A 20,596-nucleotide genomic window follows, 5' to 3' on the forward strand; every position below is an offset into this window, starting at 1 on the left:
GTGATCATAAAAGCCTGTTTTACGTATAAATTTGCAAAGCTGTTTGCTAGCGAGTATGTTTTTTAATCACTTGCTTCTATTTTATTGTAAGGATGAATAATGCATATATTTATAACTGGCGCGACCGGATTAATTGGTAAGCACTTATGCCCTTTTTTACTTCATCATAATACTGTTAATGTACTTAGCCGCAATCCAACTAAAGCAAACGTATTATTAGGCCACAAAGTTAAAGCCGTAAGTGACATTCGTGATGTTGACTTTAACACTGTTGATATCGTTATTAATCTCGCTGGCGAGCCGATTGTAAATAAACGCTGGAGCGACAAACAAAAGCAAATAATACGAAACAGTCGTATTGATATTACACAGCAAATTAGTGAAGCAATTAAAGCCTGTAGTATACCCCCGCATACTTTTATATCTGGCAGTGCAATTGGTTTTTATGGTCGACAAAATAGTAATCCTATTGATGAAACTTTTGAACGCCCACACGATGAATTTAGCCACCAGCTTTGTAAAGACTGGGAAAATGCAGCACTACTCGCCCAATCAGAACAAACCAGAGTATGCCTTTTGCGAACGGGTATTGTTTTAGCTAAAAAAGGAGGTGCACTTGGAAAAATGTTACCTGCTTTTAAATTATGCCTGGGTGGCCCGATTGGTAATGGCGAGCAAGGCATGTCGTGGATACACATCGACGATATGATTCAGCTAATACTCTTTATTATTAAACACCCAGAAATATCAGGCCCTGTTAACGCAACAGCACCCAACCCTGTAAGCAATGCTCAATTTAGTAAAAGCTTAGGCGAGGCGCTCTCTCGACCTGCATTTATCACTATGCCAACCCCAGTACTTAAACTATTAATGGGTGAAATGTCAGACTTACTAACAACGGGGCAATTTGTAGTCCCTAAAAAGGCACTCGTTAACAATTATAGTTTTCATCATCCTGATATAAAATCGGCTTTAGAGAGCTTGGTTTAGCGGGCGTTAATATTCGTTCAGTTAAAATCCCTTTCAAATTAGATATATGGGTAAATTACTACTTTTTACCCATATTGACCTTTAAACATTAATACATAATAATCAGCAAGTTTTCCACACCAACCACGCCTATCTTTAATAAAAGAGAATCTTAAATGCTACACCTGCCTACTGTGATCAGTCTCTCTTTTATTCTTAACGTATTAATAGGCTTGTTTTTTTTATCCGTACATAACTTTAAAAAACAAACATCATTTTTATTATTTGGCCTAGCATGCATTACCTTTGCATTTGCCGAGTTACTTGCCTGTTTAAAGTTAGTAATAGACGCGCCTTTTATTACACACTATTTGGCTGATATTTTCATATTACTAAGTCCATTGTTAATTATTATTGGGTTAAATAAATATAAGCACAGTAAGGCACTAAACTTAAAACCTCTTTATTGTCTCCTTGGATTAACGGGGGTTGCTTTATTACCCATATATTCAGACCCTGCAGGGCAAATGCTGACAAGCTTAATTATTTCGGTTTTATACCTATATTCCGCATATATTATTAAGCAGATGAACTTTGTAGCCACTTTGCAAAAAAAAGCGCTGATAGTTTGTTTTTCAATTCACAGCATTTTAATGCTCATACAAACAACACTATTGGCAATATCTATTTTTAGTATTAATTCGCCAAACTACATAGAGCCACTGCAACTTATCTTAAGTAGTCATTTAATTTTGGCCACTTGTAGCGCACTAATATTGCCATACCTGCTGGCTTCTAATACAGAGCATACACTTTCAAGCCTTGCTAACACCGATACTTTAAGCCAATTACTTAATCGCCGTGGCTTTTTTACAAAAAGTAAAGAAGCACTAAGTGATCCTAAAAATATAGACAAAAATGTGTCTGTTATTTTGCTCGATATTGATTTTTTTAAACGTGTAAACGATCAGTTTGGTCACGAAGCGGGCGACCACGCAATTAAGTGGATATCTCACTTTATTAAAGAGCAATTTTTAAATGTAGGTATTAGTGCCAGAATTGGCGGAGAAGAATTTGCCATTTTACTACCTGATTACACCCTTAGTGCAGCAAAAAGTGATGCTGAGCTATTAAGAAAGAATATAAGCACTCAAGCTTTTTATCATGAAAATCAGCATATAAAACTTTCCGTAAGCGCTGGGGTAAGTAATGCAATTAATGGGAATGCAACTATAAAAGAACTGCTCGCTTATGCCGATAAACGCCTTTACTTAGCTAAAGAAACTGGCCGAGACAAAGTAGTAACCTTTGATGAAAAAAACTTACTCACGAAAAGTTAATTGCTTTTAAGTGACTTATAAGCGCATTAAAAACAACTATATTTAAACTACCATATTTTATCTAGCTAACATCTATCCATAAAAAAAGCCCTTCAACAGAAGGGCTTTGGTATACACACAATAGAGTTAATAAACTACTTACAAGACAGCGTAGCCTCGTCCGCTTTATTTGGTACAAACTGAATATTAGCTACAGAAATTGATGCTTTACCATTGCTGTGCAAGCTAAATGGGCTTGTAAGGCTTGCAAAATTAACACCTTTATCAGCAAAACAATCTAAATCGATTGATACTGACTGCCATTTATTTTCAATAGTTTTATCCACGACGTTTGCTAAATCAATGCTTGCACCACACTCACCAGAACAAGTCATAGCAAGGGCTACATCGCTCGTTAGTGCTTCGTTTAATTTAATATCAAAGCTAATCACACTGTTTGCTTCAACGTAGGCAATGGTATCTTCTGCAAAGCTTGTTACTATTTCAGCACTGGCTTTTTCTGCACCGCTGAAGTTAAATTGGCGCGCGTCTTCTTGTACTGTTTTGTCCTCAGTACGGTATTTAATTGCACCAAATTCATGCGTACTACTCGATACATCTAAAAGCTCATCGCCCGATTTTAACAATAAGCGCCATGGTGCTACAGGTGCACCAACAAGTATATCCATACTCGTAAGCCCTGAGTTATCAAGTTTAGAGTCTTCATCAAGGTCGTCAGCTAGCACATTTTTATCGCCATACGTTAAACCAAAACCATAAGGAAGTAATGGATCGTAATTTTCATCGCCTTTATTAACCGCAGTTTGTACCGCCGATTTAGGCCAAGAAAACGATAGCTTACCTTTAAAGTTATTTTGGATGGTACCGTCTGCCGCTTTTAATAACACATCAGCAATACCCGCACCTTCTGTACCAGGTAACCAAGCAGCCACAAACGCATCAGATGCGTTAAGTTCGCTGTTCACCCACATAGGGCGACCAGAAATAAACACAGATATAACAGGGATGCCTTGCTCTTTTAGCGAGCTTAAAAGTGCTAATGACTTTTTATTTCCGCGCTCAAACTCTAGATTATCTTTATCGCCGTGCCCTTCTGCGTAAGGTTCTTCACCAAATACAACAATGGCAACATCAGGACGTTGTTCAAACGTACCATCAGCACTTAAAGTAACACTTCCACCTGCTGCAGATATTTGCTCTTCAAGCCCTTTGTAAATTGACGTTGCTCCTGGGAAATCTGCATTTTTGTTATTAGTCCCTTGCCACGTAATACTCCAACCACCCGACTGTTTACCTATGTTATCGGCACTATCACCTGCAACAAGTACGTGTTGATTAGCTGCGATAGGTAATAGGTTATTTTTATTTTTAAGTAATACAAGCGATTCGCGCACAGCTTGGCGTGCTACTTCGCGATGCGCTTGAGCGCCAATAAGCTCTGTTTTACCCGAGTACAGGCGCTTAGCCGGACTTGGTTTATCAAATAACCCAGCGCGTAACTTAACGCGTAAAATACGTGCAACCGCATCATCAATGCGGCTCATACTTATTTTACCTGCTTTTACTTGTGCAATTGTATTTTCATATAGCGGCTTCCACGCACCTGTTGGCACCATAAAAATATCAAGGCCAGCATTTACCGCTTCTGGGCAGCTTTCGTTAGTACAGCCTTTAATTTGCCCATGGCCGTTCCAATCTCCCACTACAAAACCATCAAAACCCATACGTGTTTTTAATACATCTGTAAGTAAGTATTTATTGCCGTGATTTTTAACGCCATTCCAGCTATTAAAAGATGCCATAACAGATTGACTACCCGCCGACAAACCACCTACGTAACCTTGGGCATGAATATCAAATAGCGATTGCTCGCTGTCTATATTATTTCCCTGATCATCTCCATCAACGGTGCCGCCATCGCCAATAAAGTGCTTAACCGTGCTAATAACGCGCTTATCACTTAAAAAGTCGCCATCGGCTTTACCTTGCAATCCATTTACAATCGCTGCTGAGTAATCGTGAACAATTTTTGGATCTTCAGAATAGCCTTCGTACGTTCTGCCCCATCGGTCGTCTCGTACTACTGCTACAGTGGGTGCAAATACCCAATCTATCCCCGTAGCCATTACTTCTACTGCGGTAATAGACGCTATTTGCTCTATTAAATCTGGGTTATTAGCCGCACCTAAACCAATATTATGTGGAAAAAGTGTCGCGCCAATTACGTTATTATGACCATGTACTGCATCGGTGCCCCACATAGTTGGAATTTTGCTGCCGTCCACTGAGTCATCAATAGATGCTTGATACATTTTTTCTGCAAGTGCAACCCAATCCTCTGGCGTTGCATGCTTATCGCCATTAGGAAAAGCACCACCGCCATTGAGGTAAGAGCCAAAACCATATTTGCGCATGTCTTCAACGGTAATATCACGAATTTCTGGTTGAATCATTTGCGCTACTTTTTGCTCAAGCGTCATATTTTCTAAAAACGTGACAATTTGAGCTTCAATAGCAGGGTCTTTTTTCACTGCAATTGAAAGCTTTGGCCAAATTTTCTCAAGCTTTGATTGCGCTTCAACATTTACTTTTTCAACATTGCTTTCGTTAGTACATCCGCTTAGTGCAGTAACACTTCCTACTAACGTTGCAATTGCTAATGCATTAAGTTTAAAAGTCGTTTTCATTATGATGGCTCCTTCACTAATACTGGTTTGCTGCCTCGTAGGCCGTAAAAAACAATAAATATGTAACATAAAATAGGTAAAACATACGAAAGTTGAACACCCACACTATCAGCAAGCGCACCTTGTAAAAGTGGCACTATTGCACCACCTACAATCGCCAAACACAAAATACCAGAGCCTTGAGCGGTATGCTTACCAAGTCCATTTAACGCTAAACTAAAAATAGTTGGGAACATAATCGAATTGAATAAACCAACCAATAGTATTGACCACATTGCTAATTGACCCGACGTGCTCATGGCAATAATGACTAAAATAATAGCCATGGTTGCGTTAAAGCCAAGTACTTTACCTGCGGGTAGTTTTTGCATTACAGCAGCACCAATAAAACGCCCAACCATAGCACCACCAAAATAATAAGTGATGTAATGAGCTGCAACATTCTCTTTTAGCCCTGCTATATTTTCTTGTACTAAAAAGCTTACTAAAAAGCTACCAATTGCAACTTCGGCGCCTACATACATAAATATACCCACAGCACCTAATACAAGATGGCGATACTGCCAAGCACTGCCTTCAATTGCCTCTGATTTTTCGGCTTCTGCTTTTTGCTCGCTCATAATGTCTGGTAATTTAAGCCAAGCAAAAATACCGGCTAGTAAAATAAGCATTGCAGCTAAAAGGAGGTAAGGAAGTTGAACTGACTCTGCATTTTGAGCCGGTGTTAAAAAGGCTTCTGACGCTGAGTCTAGAATTAACAGAGCACCAAATGATGGCGCAACAGTGGTACCTAATGCATTAAAAGCTTGGGTAAGCGTAAGTCGAGATGACGCAGTTTTTGGTGAGCCCAACAAACTTACGTAAGGATTAGCAGATACTTGCAATAATGTTATGCCGCTGGCAAGTACAAATAAAGCGAATAAAAATACAGGGTAACTATGTAAAGACGCTGCTGGGTAAAATAATATACACCCGACTGCTGCAATTAATAATCCAATCACGATGCCTTTTTTATAGCCCACCTTTTTAACTATATAACCACTTGGAAGTGACATTAAAAAGTAAGCGCCAAAAAAGCAAAACTGAACCAACATGGCTTGTACATACGTTAAGTTAAATACGGCTTTTAAGTGTGGGATTAAAATATCATTTAAGCAGGTTATAAATCCCCACATAAAAAATAATGTTGTTAGAGAAGTTAATGCAAAACTGTAATTTTTATCCTGATAGTTTTGCGACTGTGTGTGTGTTGTCACTGGTGCTGAACTTGCCATGTGTTCTCCGTATTTTATTATTATAAATCTATTCTTAAGGTGCCCTGTTTTAGTTTTCAGCTGTCTTTAAACCATCCAGAAGCATTAAAGAGTTGACCTAAGAATTAATAAACACTAACCTTAAATGTAAGCGCTTTCATATGCAATTAAATACGAACAAGCTGTATATTTCAACACTTTTTATTTTTTGTACCACGCATACAGCATTAATTAAGCAAAAACACAGAGCTGATTTCTCTGTAAATGACTAACAAAAGGTTTGTTATTAATGACAAAATTATCATTACCACCCCATTCACCGCTTTTATCTAAAAACTTTGTATACGGTGTGGCCACAGCTTCTTTTCAAATAGAAGGCGGATCACAAGATCGTCTCCCATGTATTTGGGACACTTTTTGCGATACGCCCAATAAAATAGTCGATAGCTCAGACGGTCATACCGCCTGCGATCACTATAACCTTTGGCGTGATGATATAGACCTTATTGAGTCACTTGGCGTAGATGCATACAGGCTTTCTATTTCATGGCCGCGCGTGATGACCCAAGACGCAAAATTAAATCCTGTAGGCGTGAAGTTTTATACTGATATTTTAGATGAGCTAAAACGTCGCAATATTAAAGCCTTTGTTACTTTGTACCACTGGGATTTACCGCAACACCTTGAAGATGAAGGCGGTTGGCTTAACAGACAAACAGCTTACGCTTTTGAACATTACGTAAATTTAATTACCAAAGCCTTTGGCGATCGCGTTCACTCTTATGCCACATTGAATGAACCATTTTGTAGTGCGTTTTTAGGTTACGAAATTGGTATTCATGCCCCAGGTAAAGTGGGTAAAGAATATGGCCGTAAAGCAGCGCACCATTTATTATTAGCCCACGGACTCGCTATGAGCGTATTAAAGCAAAACTCGCCTAATACATTAAATGGCATAGTGCTTAACTTTACGCCGTGTTATAGCCTTACTCAAAGTGATGAAGACTTAAAAGCCACTGCATTTGCAGACGACTATCTTAATCAGTGGTATATAAAACCAATAATTGATGCCCAATATCCTGATATAATTAATCAATTACCATTAAACCATCAGCCTGAGATTTTTGAGGGCGATATGGAACTAATTTCTCAATCTATTGATTACTTAGGTATTAATTTTTATACCCGCCAAGTTTATAAAGCGCACCCTGCTGACATTTATGAGCCTATTGCACCTACGGGCCCGCTAACTGATATGGGGTGGGAAATTTACCCGCAATCGTTCACTGACTTGCTCGTATCGCTTAATAAAACATACACCTTACCGCCTATTTATATAACCGAAAATGGTGCAGCAATGCCCGATACATATAATAATGGTGAAGTTAACGACTTAGACCGTTTAAGTTATTATAATACTCATTTAAACGCGGTTCATAATGCAATTGAACAAGGTGTTGTTATACATGGCTACTTTGCTTGGAGCCTAATGGATAACTTTGAATGGGCAGAAGGCTATTTAAAACGTTTTGGTATTGTGTATGTAGATTATAAAACCCAGCAACGCACTATTAAAAACAGTGGCTTAGCTTATAAAGAACTCATCTCTAAAAGATAAGAGCATACCCATAACTAAAAACAAGTATAAAGCGGGATAAATAATCATGGTCAGTGTAAAAGAAAAAATAGCGTATGGCTTAGGCGACACCGCCAGTAATATTATTTTTCAAACAGTTATGATGTTTTTAATGCTGTACTACACAGACGTAGTGGGTTTATCACCCGCTGTTGTCGGTACTATGTTTTTAGCAGTACGTATTTTTGATGCCGTAACCGACCCATTAATGGGCAACCTTGCTGACAAAACACATACGCGCTGGGGGCACTTTCGCCCCTACCTACTTTGGCTTTCACTTCCTTTTGCCATTATTAGTATTTTAGCGTTTACTACGCCTGATTTAGAAGGCACCGATAAAATAATTTACGCCTTTACTACTTACACACTTCTTATGGTGGCTTACACCGCTATCAATATTCCTTATTGTGCACTGGGCGGTGTACTTACTGCAGATGTAAAAGAGCGCGTGACTATTCAGTCTTACCGCTTTGTATTTGGTATGTTAGGCGGCGTAATAGTAGCGGGTTGTACTATGCCAATGGTTGAGTACTTTGGCCAAGGCGATGCAGCTAAGGGCTATCAATTCACCATGACTGCAATGAGCATCTTAGGCTTTGTACTTTTTTTACTTTGTTTTTTAGGCACAAAAGAGCGTATACAACAGCCAAAAGAGCAAAACATTCCTTTTGCCCAAAGTGTTAAAGCATTAATTAAAAACGATCAATGGCGAACGCTTTGCTTAGCTGCGTTTTTTTTACTTACCGGTCAAGTATTAAGGCTTACGCTTGCTGTTTACTACGTAAAATACTATTTAGGTCGAGACGATTTAATCACCTTATTTATGACACTAGGCGTTGCAGCAAGCATGCTAGGGTGTGCTTTAGCTCAACCGCTTGCAAAGCGCTTTTGTAAAATAAAAGCCTATATAAGCTTACAAGTTATTGCCGCCGCTATTTGTGGTTTTAGTTACTTTATTAGTAAAGATCAATTAGTACTCGCATTTACTGCCTTTATTTTATGGAAATTCTTTTTAGATATGGCAACCCCTTTGTTGTGGGCAAAAATGGCCGACACCATAGATTACGGGCATGAAAAAACAGGTGTACGCATTACGGGTTTAGTTTATTCAGGCGTCATATTTTTTATTAAAATGGGCGTGGCGGTAGGCGGCGCAATTGCAGGCTGGTTGTTATCTTTTTACAGTTATCAGGCCGATGTAGTACAAACACTTGATACTCAACACGGTATTTTACTTTCATTTACTGTGTTACCTGCTTTTGGATCTTTATTTGTTGCCTACATAATGAAAAAATATACACTGACTAATCAGGTTGTTGAAAATATTCAATCTAAACTAACAGCTAGTTAAGATATATACTCTAAGGTATTATTTAGCCGAAGTAGTTAAGGATAAGCGAGTGAACAAATAACATGGCAACAATTTATCAAGTCTCAGAGCTTGCGGGCGTATCGTTAGCCACCGTTTCTCGCGTGATGAACAAAAATACCCGTGTAAGCGATAAAACCAAACAAAAAGTGCTTGATGCCATGGAGCAGCTTGGCTACAAGCCTAACTCAATAGCGCAATCTTTAGCCTCTAACTGTACTAACAGTGTCGGTATTTTAGTGTCTGAGTTACATGGTCCTTTCTTTGCCCAAATGATGGCAGGTATTGAGTCGGAGCTTCGTGCTGCGGGTAAACACGTTATTATTACCACCGGGCACAGTGAAGAAGACAAAGAACAAGAAGGCATTGAGTTTTTAATTAGCAGACGCTGCGATGCTATTATTTTGCACGTTGAAGCCGTTTCAGACGACTACCTAATAAAACTAAGTAAAGGCTCTACGCCCGTTTATTTAATGAGCCGTTACGTAGAGCAATTAAAAGACAACTGTATCAGCCTAGATAATCAATTAGGTGGCTACCTAGCCACTAAATCGATATTAAATCAAGGCCATACACAAATAGCGTACATTGCAGGTCCGCAGTTTAAAGCAGATGCTTTTAACCGCTTAGAGGGTCATAAACAAGCACTCACAGAGGCTGGTATTAAATTTGATCCTGCGCTTTATTACATTGGGGACTTTAACGAAACCGGCGGTAGTAAAGGCTTAAAACATTTTATTGATGAAAAGCTCAGCTTTACTGCACTAGTGTGCGCCAATGACGAAATGGCTTCCGGTGCTATGAAATATGCTCGAGAGCACGGTTATAATTTACCAAACGACTTATCGATTGTTGGATTTGATAACGTTATTTTTGCAAACTACCTGTACCCTACACTCACGACCATAGATAATCCGATCGGAAAAATGGGCGAAATGGCTGCTAAATTAGTGCTTAAAGATGTTTATCAAAATAAAAACCTTGTTATAAATCGCTTTTTTGAACCTACTTTAATGCAGCGCGATTCATCTGCACCACTTATCAAGTAAAAACTAAAAGCGAATACTAATTTTGGTACAAAAAAGCGGCTAAATGCCGCTTTTTATATGTGAGCTACTTAACAATCCAAGGCGTTACTTTAATAACCTGCGATATATCGCCAAGTGACGCGGTATCATCTTCCCAGCTATCTTCAACTGCAAAGTAACACACAGACTTTTCACACGTTATATTTTCATCATCAAATTGCATTGGGCTTTTAAATGTAACTGCTACGCCCTTTTGCTCTGGTAATAAAAACCACATTAATTTACTTACAAAAAAGCCCGATAAATCAGTTAACAGCTCATCAAGTTCTTCGTTAATGGTATATAACGACTGCTTTGAAAACGTTAAGTCTTCAAGTTCGTTTGCTTCTATTTGAAGTTTTAATTGGCAATCATGATCTGGATTTTGTGGCTGCACCACAATGACGGCTTTATCTGTATCAAGTTGCTTATCGAACGGTAATAATAGCTGTGCTTTATCGGTGAAGTTAAGTGGGTACTCGTTTCTTTCAGTTAAAATAGTGCCGCTTTTAATGGCACACGCTTCATTAGTTGCTATATCACTTATATAAAAATTAACTCGCGCATATTGAAAGTCGCCTTTGTTAACAACTTTTAATCGGTCATAAAAACCGTCATACGACATAACAAATTCTCTTGCATTAACATTAAATGCACTCATGCCCAGCAGCACTAACGCAATGGCGTTGGTGCAATTAAAAATGTATTTATTCATCAAAGTAGGCTCTATTTTGGCTAATCATCGTGTTTAGCTCTTCTATATACGCTTCACCGCGCTCAGAGTAAGACATTAAACCATGTGTAAGTTCAGTCGCTAAAATTGGTTTTTGCTCAAGACGTAAGTTTTCACGTATTGCGCGCAAATCTTTATAAGCAGGATGCGTATTTATGTTTTTAAAATAAGAGTTTATAGCAGCTCTTACCGATTTAAACGTAGCAACTTCGTGTGCAGCTCCAGTATTACGGCGCTTTGGTACCATGCCACAGCCTTTTGTGTAACACCACTGACCAAAAAAATTAAGGCCAATACGTGCAAAACGCGATGTGCCCCACGCAGATTCATTCGCAGCTTGCATAAGCGCTAATTCTTTAGGAATTATATCAACACGGCGTAGTGCTTGCGTAAGTATTAGCGTATCAATGGTGGCTGGTAAGCCGTACGACTTTAATATTGCTGCAATATCTTTGCTTTGCTTTTTTTCTAAAGGTAATTCGTTTTGTAGCATCATGCGTGCTATTTCAAGCTTAGCGCGTTGCTGTAATATTTTTTTGTTTTCGGCTTCAACGTGCGGACGAATAAAGCTAAAAAATGCATGTTTTTTTTCTTTAACATCACTAAATTCTGAAAACTTTGGCAGTTTTACATTATGTAATGGTTTTTCTTTTTTCTTCACTTTTTTTGGTTGTTCTGACGTTTGTTCATCTAGTTCAACATCGTCACTTTGTATAAACGGGTAAGCAAGCGCCCATACAAAAAACACGGTTAGTAAAAGCTTAAAAATCGTTTTTAACATGTATTCTCTCTTTGAAACAACAACTATGCATGGTTAATACACAAGCATACGAAGGCGCATTATACCTAAGCCACTTTATAAACGCGAATAACTGGGGTTTGATGACCTTTTACGGTTGAATTTTCAGCAATGTATTTGGGTTTTAGATAAAACAGAGCCTATGTAGTGCATTTGTTCATTCGCAATTTATAAGTCCATGGGTATACTGAGCAAAGTTTAATAATATTAACTATGTGTGAGTAAGCAGTATGGATAAACAATGGCAAAGCCGAATAATAGAGCAATATAAACATCGCCCTAACGATAACCGCTCGCCGTGGCAGGTCGATCGTTCGCGCATTATTCATGCCGCTGCATTTAGGCGTTTGCAAGCTAAAACCCAAATTATGGGCATTGGCCTAAACGACTTTTACCGCACTCGCCTTACCCACTCTTTAGAAGTATCGCAAATTGGTACCGGCATATTGCGCCATTTAAAAGCGCAACATATCGACTTTACGCACTTTCCATCAACTGGATTGCTCGAAACATTGTGTTTAGCGCACGATATTGGCCATCCGCCTTTTGGTCATGGTGGTGAAATAGCGCTAAATTACATGATGCGCGATCACGGTGGTTTTGAAGGTAACGCACAAACACTGCGCATAGTTGCAAAACTTGAGCCCTACAGTAATGGCCACGGCATGAACCTAACTCGTCGTACTCTATTAGGTTTTATAAAATACCCCGCGTTTATTAATACGCTTTGGCATACCATTCCCGATGCCACAACCGGTCGTGCATTTATAAAAGCAGATGATTGGCGACCAGCCAAAGGGTTATACAACGACGATGCAGCCATATTCAACTGGATAGTAGAGCCACTGAGTCAAAACGATAAAACGTTGCTGGGTAACCATGCCGCTATTGATAAGTACCGCGCTAAAACAACGTATAAATCGCTCGACAGCGCCATAATGGAACATGCCGACGATATAGCATACGCCGTACACGACTTAGAAGATGCCATTGCAACCCATGTACTTACGTTAGACGATTGGCAAACTCATGCTCTGCCCCATTTAAAAGCACTAAACTTTGACTGGCTAAACGCCATGCTTGAATCGCTGACCCAGCGCTTGTTTTCAAAAAATGATTATGAGCGAAAAGATGCCATAGGTGAGCTGGTTAATACCTTTATTATTCATATACATTTAGATATTCAAAACGATAATTTTGAATGCCCTATTTTAAAGTACACCGCTAAATTAGATGCCCAATACGACAATGTATTGCAAATATTTAAGCATTTTGTGTTTCAACGTTTAATACGTGACCCCGAAATGCAGCAAATAGAGTTCAAAGGTCAAAACTTACTAATAGAGTTATTTACCGCGTTTGCTAGCGATCCGCTGCGTTTATTGCCCGAAACTACACAAGCACAATACATAGAAGCCGAAAAACAAAATCAAGGGATGCGCATAATTTGCGATTATTTGAGCGGAATGACCGACGAATACGCTTATAAAACGTATCAACGATTGTTTTCACCTATGCAATAGCTAACTGCTAACTACTAACTACTAACTACTAACTACTAACTACTAACTACTAACTACTAACAAACATTAAAAAGGCCGAGTAAATTAAATTTACTCGGCCTTTTGCTCAGCTATTAAAGTTAGCTATTTTGTTAAAGCGCTTTTATAACGACTCTACGCCCATGTTATATAGCGTAAAACCAAATATATCAGCATACTGCTCAATTGTTTTACTCGTTGGTGTACCTGCACCATGCCCCGCATTTGTTTCTATGCGGATAAGCGTTGGGTTATTACCTGTTTGCTTTGCTTGAAGCTCAGCAGCAAACTTAAACGAATGCGAAGGGACAACGCGGTCATCATGATCGCCAGTTGTGATCATAGTGGCTGGATACTCGACACCTGCTTTTACATTATGAAGTGGTGAATAACCTTTTATGTATTCAAACATTTCTTTGCTTTGCTCACTGGTACCATAGTCATATGCCCAACCAGCGCCTGCAGTAAATGTATGGTAGCGCAGCATATCAAGTACACCTACAGCAGGTAGAGCAACCTGAAATAAGTCTGGGCGCTGCGTCATCACTGCGCCAACTAACAAACCACCATTAGATCCACCGCGAAGTGCTAAACGCTTTTTAGACGTGTACTTTTTATCTTTTAAGTACTCAGCTGCCGCAATAAAGTCGTCAAACACATTTTGCTTTTGCAATTTAGTGCCGGCATTGTGCCAGTCTTTACCGTACTCACCACCACCGCGAATATTAGCAACGGCGTATACACCACCTTGCTCAAGCCATACTGCATTAACAGGGCTAAAGCTTGGCGTTAAACTAATATTAAAACCACCGTAACCGTATAAAATAGTAGGGTTTGAACCATCAAGCTTAATGCCTGTTTTATAGGTAATTACCATCGGTATTTTAGTACCGTCTTTTGATGTGTAAAACACTTGCTCAGACGTGTAATCATCACTATTAAAATCAATAGCCGACTTACGATAAACACCCGATTCACCCGTAGTTACATCAAACGTATAAGTAGTACCTGGTGTTTTGTAGTTAGTGAACGAATAATAAAGCGTTGTTTGATCTTTTTTACCGCCAAAACCACGTGCTGTACCCACGCCTGGTAATGTAATTTCGCGAATTAGCTCGCCTTTTTTGTTGTACTGTTTTACCTGCGAAATAGCATCAACCATGTAGTTGGCAAAAAAGGTATCGCCACCTTTTGTAAGGTTTAGTACGTTTTTGGTTTCAGGAATTAAATCAACCCAATTTTCAGGGCTTGGGTTACTTGCATCAACCGTCACTACTTTCTTATTTGGTGCATTAAGGTTAGTAACTAAAAACAGCTTGCTGCCTTCGTTATCAATAACCGATGTATCTGAATCAGTATTTCCAACAACCGTTACAAACTCACTGTTTTCTTTTGTTAAATCTTTTATAAACAGCTTATTGCCTGAAGTAGACGTACTAGCTGAAATAAGTAAGTAATGGCCATCTTGAGTTACATCAGCGCCTACATAGCGATGTTTTTGCTCATCAGTTTCACCAAATACAACACTATCAGCAGACTGAGCAGTACCTAGCTTATGGTAATACGCTTTATGCTGATCTGTTTTAGCCGAAAGTTCACTCCCTTTAGGTTTTTCGTAACTTGAATAATAAAAACCTTCGTTGCCTAACCAATCAATGCCACTAAATTTAACGTCAACAAGCGCTTCTTCAACTTGCTCTTTAGTATGTGCATCAATAACTATAATTTTGCGCCAATCGCTGCCGCCTTCAGATATTTGATACGCGAGTAATGACCCATCTTTTGAAAACGATAAACCCGACATAGACGTCGTACCATCGTCACTAAACTTGTTTGGATCTAAAAATACTTCAACGTCGCCGCCATCTTTACTGCGGTACAAAACATATTGATTTTGCAGGCCATCGTTTTTATAAAAATAGGTGTAATCGCCTTCAGTAAAAGGAGCGCCTATTTTTTCGTAGTTCATTAGTTTTTCAAGGCGCTGCTTTAACTTATCGCGATAAGGGATTTGTTCTAAATAAGAAAATGTTAAATTGTTTTGCGTTTTAACCCAATCGGCAGTCTCGTCGCTCATATCATCTTCAAGCCAACGATATGGGTCGCTAACGGCTTCTTCAAAGTAGGTATCTACTACATCGCCTTTTTTTGTTTCTGGGTATATAACTGCATTAACTTGCTTCATAGGTGCTTTTACTTCTTCTTGAGTTACCGTATTAGTTGGCTCTGAACAGCCGCTAAGCGCTACAATTACAGCACACGCTAGAGTATGTTTAAACATCCTGAGTTCCATTCTTATTTATTAATAGTGCGCCTAAGTTATTAACTTTTAGCCCTTTTGTCTATTTAGATGCGTTAAGCGCCATTTATCGCTGTAAACAAATGTAAACTTACGCTTTAATAGCACGACCCTCATTAAAATAAAAAACAATAAAAGAGCACACTATGCAAAGTAAAAACCCCACGTTTAAAAGCTTTAAAGCCTTCTACCCTTATTATTTAAAAGAACACCGCAACGTGATTTGCCGCCGCTTACATTTTATAGGAAGCACCCTCGTTCTTGCTGTAATCGCAATAGCATTATTAAAACAACACTACAGTTTATTATGGCTATTACCTGTTATTGGATATGGATTTGCGTGGGTCGGACATTTCTTTTTTGAAAAAAACCGCCCTGCTACTTTTAAACACCCTTTTTACAGTTTATGGGGAGATTGGGTAATGTTTAAAGATATGCTTGTTGGAAAAATTAAATTTTAACACTATTTTTAGCACTTTTTTTATACCAATTACTTATAAAAACAAAATTGCTTCATGCTTTAAAGTATAGGTTCTAATAAGTAGTACATAATTTATAACACACCTGTTAAATGTTAATTTAGTTAACATCTAATGGGTTTATTTGTATTTTAAATTTTAAAAAATATTTATAGCTCAACAGCTATTTATTGCCAGCCCAATAAAAATGGTTCCCTACCCATAATTAATTTAAACCATCCACCTCATCTTACCAGTTAATTAAACGTTAAATTTAACTTTTAAATATAATTCATTATTCGTCAATTACTTAGCAATTACCTTCGCTATATAACTAAAACAATGATCATTATAAAAAACAACCAAATGTAATTATAAAAACCCTTAAATTAATTGAATGTTATTCAATTGACTGACTTTGTTAATTAAGTATATGTTCAAGGTAACAAAAAAGTTTATACCAATCCGCTTAATTAAGTGATCTATTTTGAGGATGGAAAAACGTGTTGATAGCTAGGCAAAAAATTCGCTATTTAGTTGCTCTCGGCAATTGCTCCTGCATTGCTCTACCTTCTGCATCCATGCAGTCGTAAATGAGAATTTTTTAACGCAGGTAACGGCACGTTTAGCCCCTAAAAATGATTAAGTATTATTGCGGGTTGGTATTAATCTTTTTGTACAAAACTAAAATAATTCAATGGGTATGGGGAAATACAGCATGAATAGAAAACCGTTATTTAAATTACAGCAATCGGTACCACAAATATTACTCGCAATGAGCGCGTCTGCTGCACTACTTGGTTCGCTCTGCGTAAATGCTGCAGAGCAAGACACTAAAGCAGAAGAAAACATCGAACAAATAAGCGTAATTGGCTCTCGCCGATTAGGCCGTACAGTAGAAGACAGTGCAGTACCCATCGATATAATTGGTGCAGATGCACTTAAAAATTCAGGCTTTACTGAAACGAATGCCCTACTTAGCAATTTATTACCTAGCTTTAACTTCCCGCAAGCATCACTTACTGATGGTAGTGACCATGTACGCCCTGCTCAACTTCGTGGCTTAGCACCCGATCACACTTTAGTGCTTGTTAATGGTAAGCGCCGCCATAGCAACGCATTACTTAACTTAAATGGCTCAACGGGTCGTGGTTCATCATCTGTTGATTTAAATGCGATACCTGCAAATGCTATCGACCGCATTGAAGTATTACGTGATGGCGCAGCAGCCCAATATGGCTCTGATGCTATAGCCGGTGTTATTAATATTGTGCTTAAAAGTGCCAGCAGCGGTGGTTCAGTTGCGGCTATATATGGTGCTAACGTAACCGAAATGGACGGTGTACCACAGCTTGAGTCTGTATCTGAAGGCAGTGATGGTAATTTAGCCTTTACCGAAGGGGGCGATCGCTCTTTAACAGACGGCCAAACACTAACGCTGCAAGGTAACATGGGTTTTGAACTTGGCGATAATGGTTTTTTAAACATTTCAACAGAATACCGCGACCGCCATTCAACTAACCGCTCTGACTACGATAATCGTGAAAACTACGCACGATCAGATGATGGCTCTCTCGACCCGCGTGAACTTACCGTAAATCGATATAACCATAACTTTGGTAATGGCGATGTTGAAGACTTTTCAGTGTTTTATAACGCAGGTTACCAGTTAACAAACGAAGTAGATTTATATTCGTTTGGCTCTTACAGCAAACGCGAAGGCGAAGGCGGTGGTTTTTATCGCCGTGCAAGCGATAGCCGTAATATAGAAGAAGTTTACCCTGATGGCTTTTTGCCTGTTATCACCTCAGACATAGATGACTTTTCACTGGCACTTGGCGCTAAAGGTTTTGTAAGTGAATGGAATTACGATGTATCGGCTGTATATGGTCAAGATGCGTTCGAGTTTGGCGTTATAAATAGCTTAAATACCTCATACGGCCCTACTAGCCAAACAAGCTTTGATGCCGGAACACTTACCTACGATCAACTTACCTTAAACGTTGATTTTAGTCGCGAAGTAGACGTCAGCTTTTTAGAAAGCTCGGTAAGTGTAGCTGTAGGTGCTGAGTATCGCCGCGAAGGATACCAAATAGATGCAGGCGAAGAAGCTTCATATGCACAAGGCACATTTGGCCCAGGAGGCGCAGTAACCGACCCAGTCGATGGCCCATTTGGCGCAGCGGGCGCACAAGTATTCCCGGGGTTTACACCCGAATCAGAGGGCGACAATAGCCGCCATAACGTGAGCTTGTATATAGACCTTGAAACCTACCTAACCGACGATTGGAATTTAGCGGTTGCCGCCCGTTATGAAGATTACTCAGACTTTGGCGATACACTTAACGGTAAAGTTGCGACTCGTTATTCATTAACTGAAGACTTAGCGCTGCGCGCCTCTGTATCAACTGGTTTTAGAGCACCCTCTTTGCAGCAACAATACTTTACCTCAGTGGCCACTGTATTTGTTGATGGCGAACCAACCGAAACAGGTACGTTCGCACCAAGCAGCGATGTAGCAAAAGCACTGGGCTCACCTGGTCTTGATGCAGAAGAAGCTACTAACTACGGCGTTGGTTTTACATGGTCTACCGACTTTAATTTCAGCTTATCGGTTGATTACTACCAAATATTAATTGATGACCGCATTGTGTTATCAAACAACTTATCGGGCGATGCTATTGCCGATTTACTTCAAGGCACAGGCGCTAACCAAGGTCGTTTCTTCTTAAATGCAATTGACAGTAAAACCCGTGGTGTTGATGTGGTTGCCTCTTATAATGTAGCAACTGATGGTTATGGCGATTTAGCCTTTAACCTAGGTTACAACTACGGTAAAAATGAAGTAACAAATATTATCGACCCACCAGCAGAGCTGCAAGGTGCTGGGTTTGATCAAGACAACTTGTTCTCAGGCACTGAGCTACGTCGTTTTGAAGTAAGCACACCGCGTAATAAGTACAACTTAAGCGCAACATGGACTAACGACGACATACGTACCACGCTTAGAACAACACGTTACGGTGAAACTCAAGATCCATCATCAACGGCAGAGCTAAATGAAGTACTAAAACCAAAATGGATCACTGATTTAGACGTAGCTTATGCACTTACCAATAACGTATCGTTAAGCTTGGGAGCGAATAACATTTTTGATATTTACCCAGACGCAACACGCGAAAATGTTGACGAAGTAAGCACTTTCTCACGCTTGTTCGCATACTCAAGCTTTTCACCGTATGGATTTAACGGACGCTACGTGTACGGCAAAATAGAAATGAAGTTTTAATAAGCACAGCTTAAAGTAACCAAACACACAAAAGCCACCGATTAGGTGGCTTTTTAATGCGAGTTACTATTAAATCTATTACTAAATCTATTATTAAATCTATTATTAGATTTTAGTTAACCAGCCGTGCTTGTCTTCACTTTTACCCCATTGAATATCGTTCAATGCTTGGCGAAGGCGCGCAGTAGTTGGGCCTGGCTCGCCAGTACCTACTTTGTATTCTTTATCGTTATGAATAAACGTACCCACAGCAGTTAGTACAGCTGCAGTGCCCGAAAGCGCCGCTTCAGTACCAGGTTTAGCAGCACGCTCTAGTAGCTCAGTAACGCTAAAGTTACGCTCGCTTACCGTCATACCTAAATCTTTTGCAATGGTTAAAATACTATTACGCGTTACACCATGTAAAAACGTGCTATCAAGCGCTTTAGTAATAATTTCGTTGCCATCAATAAGTATAAAGTTAGCAGCACCGGTTTCTTGTACGTCGCCACCTGGGCAAAATAAAATTTGATCTGCTTGATACTTAGTTCGTGCAGCACTAATAGGTGCTAAAGCACTGGCGTAGTTACCACCACTTTTTACCATTCCCATGTGCGGGGCGCAGCGCATGCCATCTTCTTCAAGCAGTACACGCAGTGCAGTTGCACCACCGGCAAAGTAATCTCCTACTGGCGATAGTAACGTGTACAAAAGCGAGCTCATTGATGGCGCTGCCGCTTTACCAATTGCAGCCTCAGTTCCAATGTGCGTTGGACGAATATACATAGAGCCCGGCGGTAATGGCGTTTCATCTGCGTATTCGCGCATAATATCGATAATCATCGTTTTTAGCATATCGCTGTCAAAACTCGGTAAGCTTAATAGCGCTGAGCTTTGTTGCATGCGTGCAATATTTGCATCCATTCTAAAAAGATAAACAGAACCATCTTCATGGCGAAAGGCTTTTAAGCCTTCAAAACATGTACTTGAATAATGAAGAACGTGCGCACCAGCATGAAGTTCAAGTTTATCGGAAGGGACAATTGAGCTTTCGCTCCATTTATTATCAGAAAAACGAGCTTGAATCATCTGCGGCATAAACACGGTACCAAATGCGGCCATTTTAATCTCTCTTGTGTGGTCTATTTCCCTCCATTGTATGACAATCACACGCTAT

The 20,596-nt window shown here is 39.4% G+C and carries 14 protein-coding genes; 8 read left to right on the forward strand and 6 right to left on the reverse strand.

The genetic code is table 11. The features are described from left to right. The first annotated feature begins 99 nt into the window (after window positions 1–99). Both GQR47_RS06015 and GQR47_RS06020 read left to right on the forward strand, forming a co-directional pair. On the forward strand, window positions 100–990 hold the full coding sequence (locus GQR47_RS06015; protein ID WP_024595421.1) for a TIGR01777 family oxidoreductase: 891 nt from the start codon (window positions 100–102) through the stop codon (window positions 988–990). A 155-nt stretch (window positions 991–1,145) separates the two neighbouring features. Further along, complete coding sequence (locus GQR47_RS06020) at window positions 1,146–2,309, forward strand: GGDEF domain-containing protein (RefSeq protein WP_024595422.1); 1,164 nt, start codon at window positions 1,146–1,148, stop codon at window positions 2,307–2,309. A 134-nt stretch (window positions 2,310–2,443) separates the two neighbouring features. Here GQR47_RS06020 and GQR47_RS06025 read toward each other — a convergent pair whose 3' ends face one another. Both GQR47_RS06025 and GQR47_RS06030 read right to left on the reverse strand, forming a co-directional pair. After that, window positions 2,444–4,996: a glycoside hydrolase family 3 N-terminal domain-containing protein gene (locus tag GQR47_RS06025; RefSeq protein ID WP_024595423.1), complete on the reverse strand. Its 2,553-nt coding sequence runs from the start codon at window positions 4,994–4,996 to the stop codon at window positions 2,444–2,446. After that, on the reverse strand, window positions 4,996–6,270 hold the full coding sequence (locus GQR47_RS06030; protein ID WP_024595424.1) for a sugar MFS transporter: 1,275 nt from the start codon (window positions 6,268–6,270) through the stop codon (window positions 4,996–4,998). The genes GQR47_RS06025 and GQR47_RS06030 overlap by 1 nt, the downstream gene beginning before the upstream one ends. A 268-nt stretch (window positions 6,271–6,538) precedes the next feature. Here GQR47_RS06030 and GQR47_RS06035 point away from each other — a divergent pair, with 268 nt between their 5' ends. The 3 genes from GQR47_RS06035 (at window position 6,539) to GQR47_RS06045 (ending at window position 10,303) form a co-directional block, all read left to right on the forward strand. Beyond that, the gene (locus GQR47_RS06035) at window positions 6,539–7,867 is read left to right on the forward strand and encodes a GH1 family beta-glucosidase (RefSeq protein ID WP_024595425.1); all 1,329 of its coding nucleotides are present in this window, start codon (window positions 6,539–6,541) and stop codon (window positions 7,865–7,867) included. Window positions 7,868–7,913: 46 nt separating this feature from the next. Further along, a complete protein-coding gene (locus tag GQR47_RS06040) occupies window positions 7,914–9,236 on the forward strand; it encodes an MFS transporter (protein WP_024595426.1) in 1,323 nt (440 codons plus the stop codon). A gap of 62 nt (window positions 9,237–9,298) precedes the next feature. Further along, window positions 9,299–10,303 (forward strand): LacI family DNA-binding transcriptional regulator, encoded by a 1,005-nt coding sequence (locus tag GQR47_RS06045; RefSeq protein WP_002959786.1) that lies wholly within the window; start codon window positions 9,299–9,301, stop codon window positions 10,301–10,303. 64 nt (window positions 10,304–10,367) lie between these two features. Here GQR47_RS06045 and GQR47_RS06050 read toward each other — a convergent pair whose 3' ends face one another. Both GQR47_RS06050 and GQR47_RS06055 read right to left on the reverse strand, forming a co-directional pair. Beyond that, a complete protein-coding gene (locus tag GQR47_RS06050; RefSeq protein WP_277344982.1) occupies window positions 10,368–11,036 on the reverse strand; it encodes a DUF2987 domain-containing protein in 669 nt (222 codons plus the stop codon). Next, entirely contained in the window at window positions 11,029–11,835 is an 807-nt protein-coding gene (locus tag GQR47_RS06055) for a glucosaminidase domain-containing protein (protein ID WP_165723648.1), read from the reverse strand. The genes GQR47_RS06050 and GQR47_RS06055 overlap by 8 nt, the downstream gene beginning before the upstream one ends. A gap of 248 nt (window positions 11,836–12,083) precedes the next feature. Here GQR47_RS06055 and GQR47_RS06060 point away from each other — a divergent pair, with 248 nt between their 5' ends. Continuing rightward, on the forward strand, window positions 12,084–13,376 hold the full coding sequence (locus GQR47_RS06060) for an anti-phage deoxyguanosine triphosphatase (protein ID WP_165723649.1): 1,293 nt from the start codon (window positions 12,084–12,086) through the stop codon (window positions 13,374–13,376). Window positions 13,377–13,518: 142 nt separating this feature from the next. Here GQR47_RS06060 and GQR47_RS06065 read toward each other — a convergent pair whose 3' ends face one another. Beyond that, on the reverse strand, window positions 13,519–15,675 hold the full coding sequence (locus GQR47_RS06065) for a prolyl oligopeptidase family serine peptidase (protein ID WP_165723650.1): 2,157 nt from the start codon (window positions 15,673–15,675) through the stop codon (window positions 13,519–13,521). A gap of 164 nt (window positions 15,676–15,839) precedes the next feature. Here GQR47_RS06065 and GQR47_RS06070 point away from each other — a divergent pair, with 164 nt between their 5' ends. Both GQR47_RS06070 and GQR47_RS06075 read left to right on the forward strand, forming a co-directional pair. Beyond that, window positions 15,840–16,154: a DUF962 domain-containing protein gene (locus GQR47_RS06070; RefSeq protein WP_165723651.1), complete on the forward strand. Its 315-nt coding sequence runs from the start codon at window positions 15,840–15,842 to the stop codon at window positions 16,152–16,154. Between the two features lie 715 nt (window positions 16,155–16,869). Continuing rightward, window positions 16,870–19,440: a TonB-dependent receptor gene (locus tag GQR47_RS06075; protein ID WP_165723652.1), complete on the forward strand. Its 2,571-nt coding sequence runs from the start codon at window positions 16,870–16,872 to the stop codon at window positions 19,438–19,440. Between the two features lie 105 nt (window positions 19,441–19,545). Here the strand turns inward: GQR47_RS06075 and GQR47_RS06080 are convergent, their stop codons facing one another. Continuing rightward, a complete protein-coding gene (locus GQR47_RS06080) occupies window positions 19,546–20,547 on the reverse strand; it encodes a branched-chain amino acid aminotransferase (protein ID WP_257983256.1) in 1,002 nt (333 codons plus the stop codon). Between the last annotated feature and the right edge of the window lie 49 nt (window positions 20,548–20,596).

It is taken from the genome of Pseudoalteromonas sp. Z1A2 (assembly GCF_011378755.1).
Lineage (GTDB): Bacteria > Pseudomonadota > Gammaproteobacteria > Enterobacterales > Alteromonadaceae > Pseudoalteromonas > Pseudoalteromonas distincta.

What these genes read in the sequence shown, in the direction of transcription:
- GQR47_RS06015 (WP_024595421.1), top strand. Translation starts at nt 100, where the DNA reads ATGCATATATTTATAACTGGCGCGACCGGATTAATTGGTAAGCACTTA.
- GQR47_RS06020 (WP_024595422.1), top strand. Translation starts at nt 1,146, where the DNA reads ATGCTACACCTGCCTACTGTGATCAGTCTCTCTTTTATTCTTAACGTA.
- GQR47_RS06025 (WP_024595423.1), bottom strand. Translation starts at nt 4,996, where the DNA reads ATGAAAACGACTTTTAAACTTAATGCATTAGCAATTGCAACGTTAGTA.
- GQR47_RS06030 (WP_024595424.1), bottom strand. Translation starts at nt 6,270, where the DNA reads ATGGCAAGTTCAGCACCAGTGACAACACACACACAGTCGCAAAACTAT.
- GQR47_RS06035 (WP_024595425.1), top strand. Translation starts at nt 6,539, where the DNA reads ATGACAAAATTATCATTACCACCCCATTCACCGCTTTTATCTAAAAAC.
- GQR47_RS06040 (WP_024595426.1), top strand. Translation starts at nt 7,914, where the DNA reads ATGGTCAGTGTAAAAGAAAAAATAGCGTATGGCTTAGGCGACACCGCC.
- GQR47_RS06045 (WP_002959786.1), top strand. Translation starts at nt 9,299, where the DNA reads ATGGCAACAATTTATCAAGTCTCAGAGCTTGCGGGCGTATCGTTAGCC.
- GQR47_RS06050 (WP_277344982.1), bottom strand. Translation starts at nt 11,036, where the DNA reads ATGAATAAATACATTTTTAATTGCACCAACGCCATTGCGTTAGTGCTG.
- GQR47_RS06055 (WP_165723648.1), bottom strand. Translation starts at nt 11,835, where the DNA reads ATGTTAAAAACGATTTTTAAGCTTTTACTAACCGTGTTTTTTGTATGG.
- GQR47_RS06060 (WP_165723649.1), top strand. Translation starts at nt 12,084, where the DNA reads ATGGATAAACAATGGCAAAGCCGAATAATAGAGCAATATAAACATCGC.
- GQR47_RS06065 (WP_165723650.1), bottom strand. Translation starts at nt 15,675, where the DNA reads ATGTTTAAACATACTCTAGCGTGTGCTGTAATTGTAGCGCTTAGCGGC.
- GQR47_RS06070 (WP_165723651.1), top strand. Translation starts at nt 15,840, where the DNA reads ATGCAAAGTAAAAACCCCACGTTTAAAAGCTTTAAAGCCTTCTACCCT.
- GQR47_RS06075 (WP_165723652.1), top strand. Translation starts at nt 16,870, where the DNA reads ATGAATAGAAAACCGTTATTTAAATTACAGCAATCGGTACCACAAATA.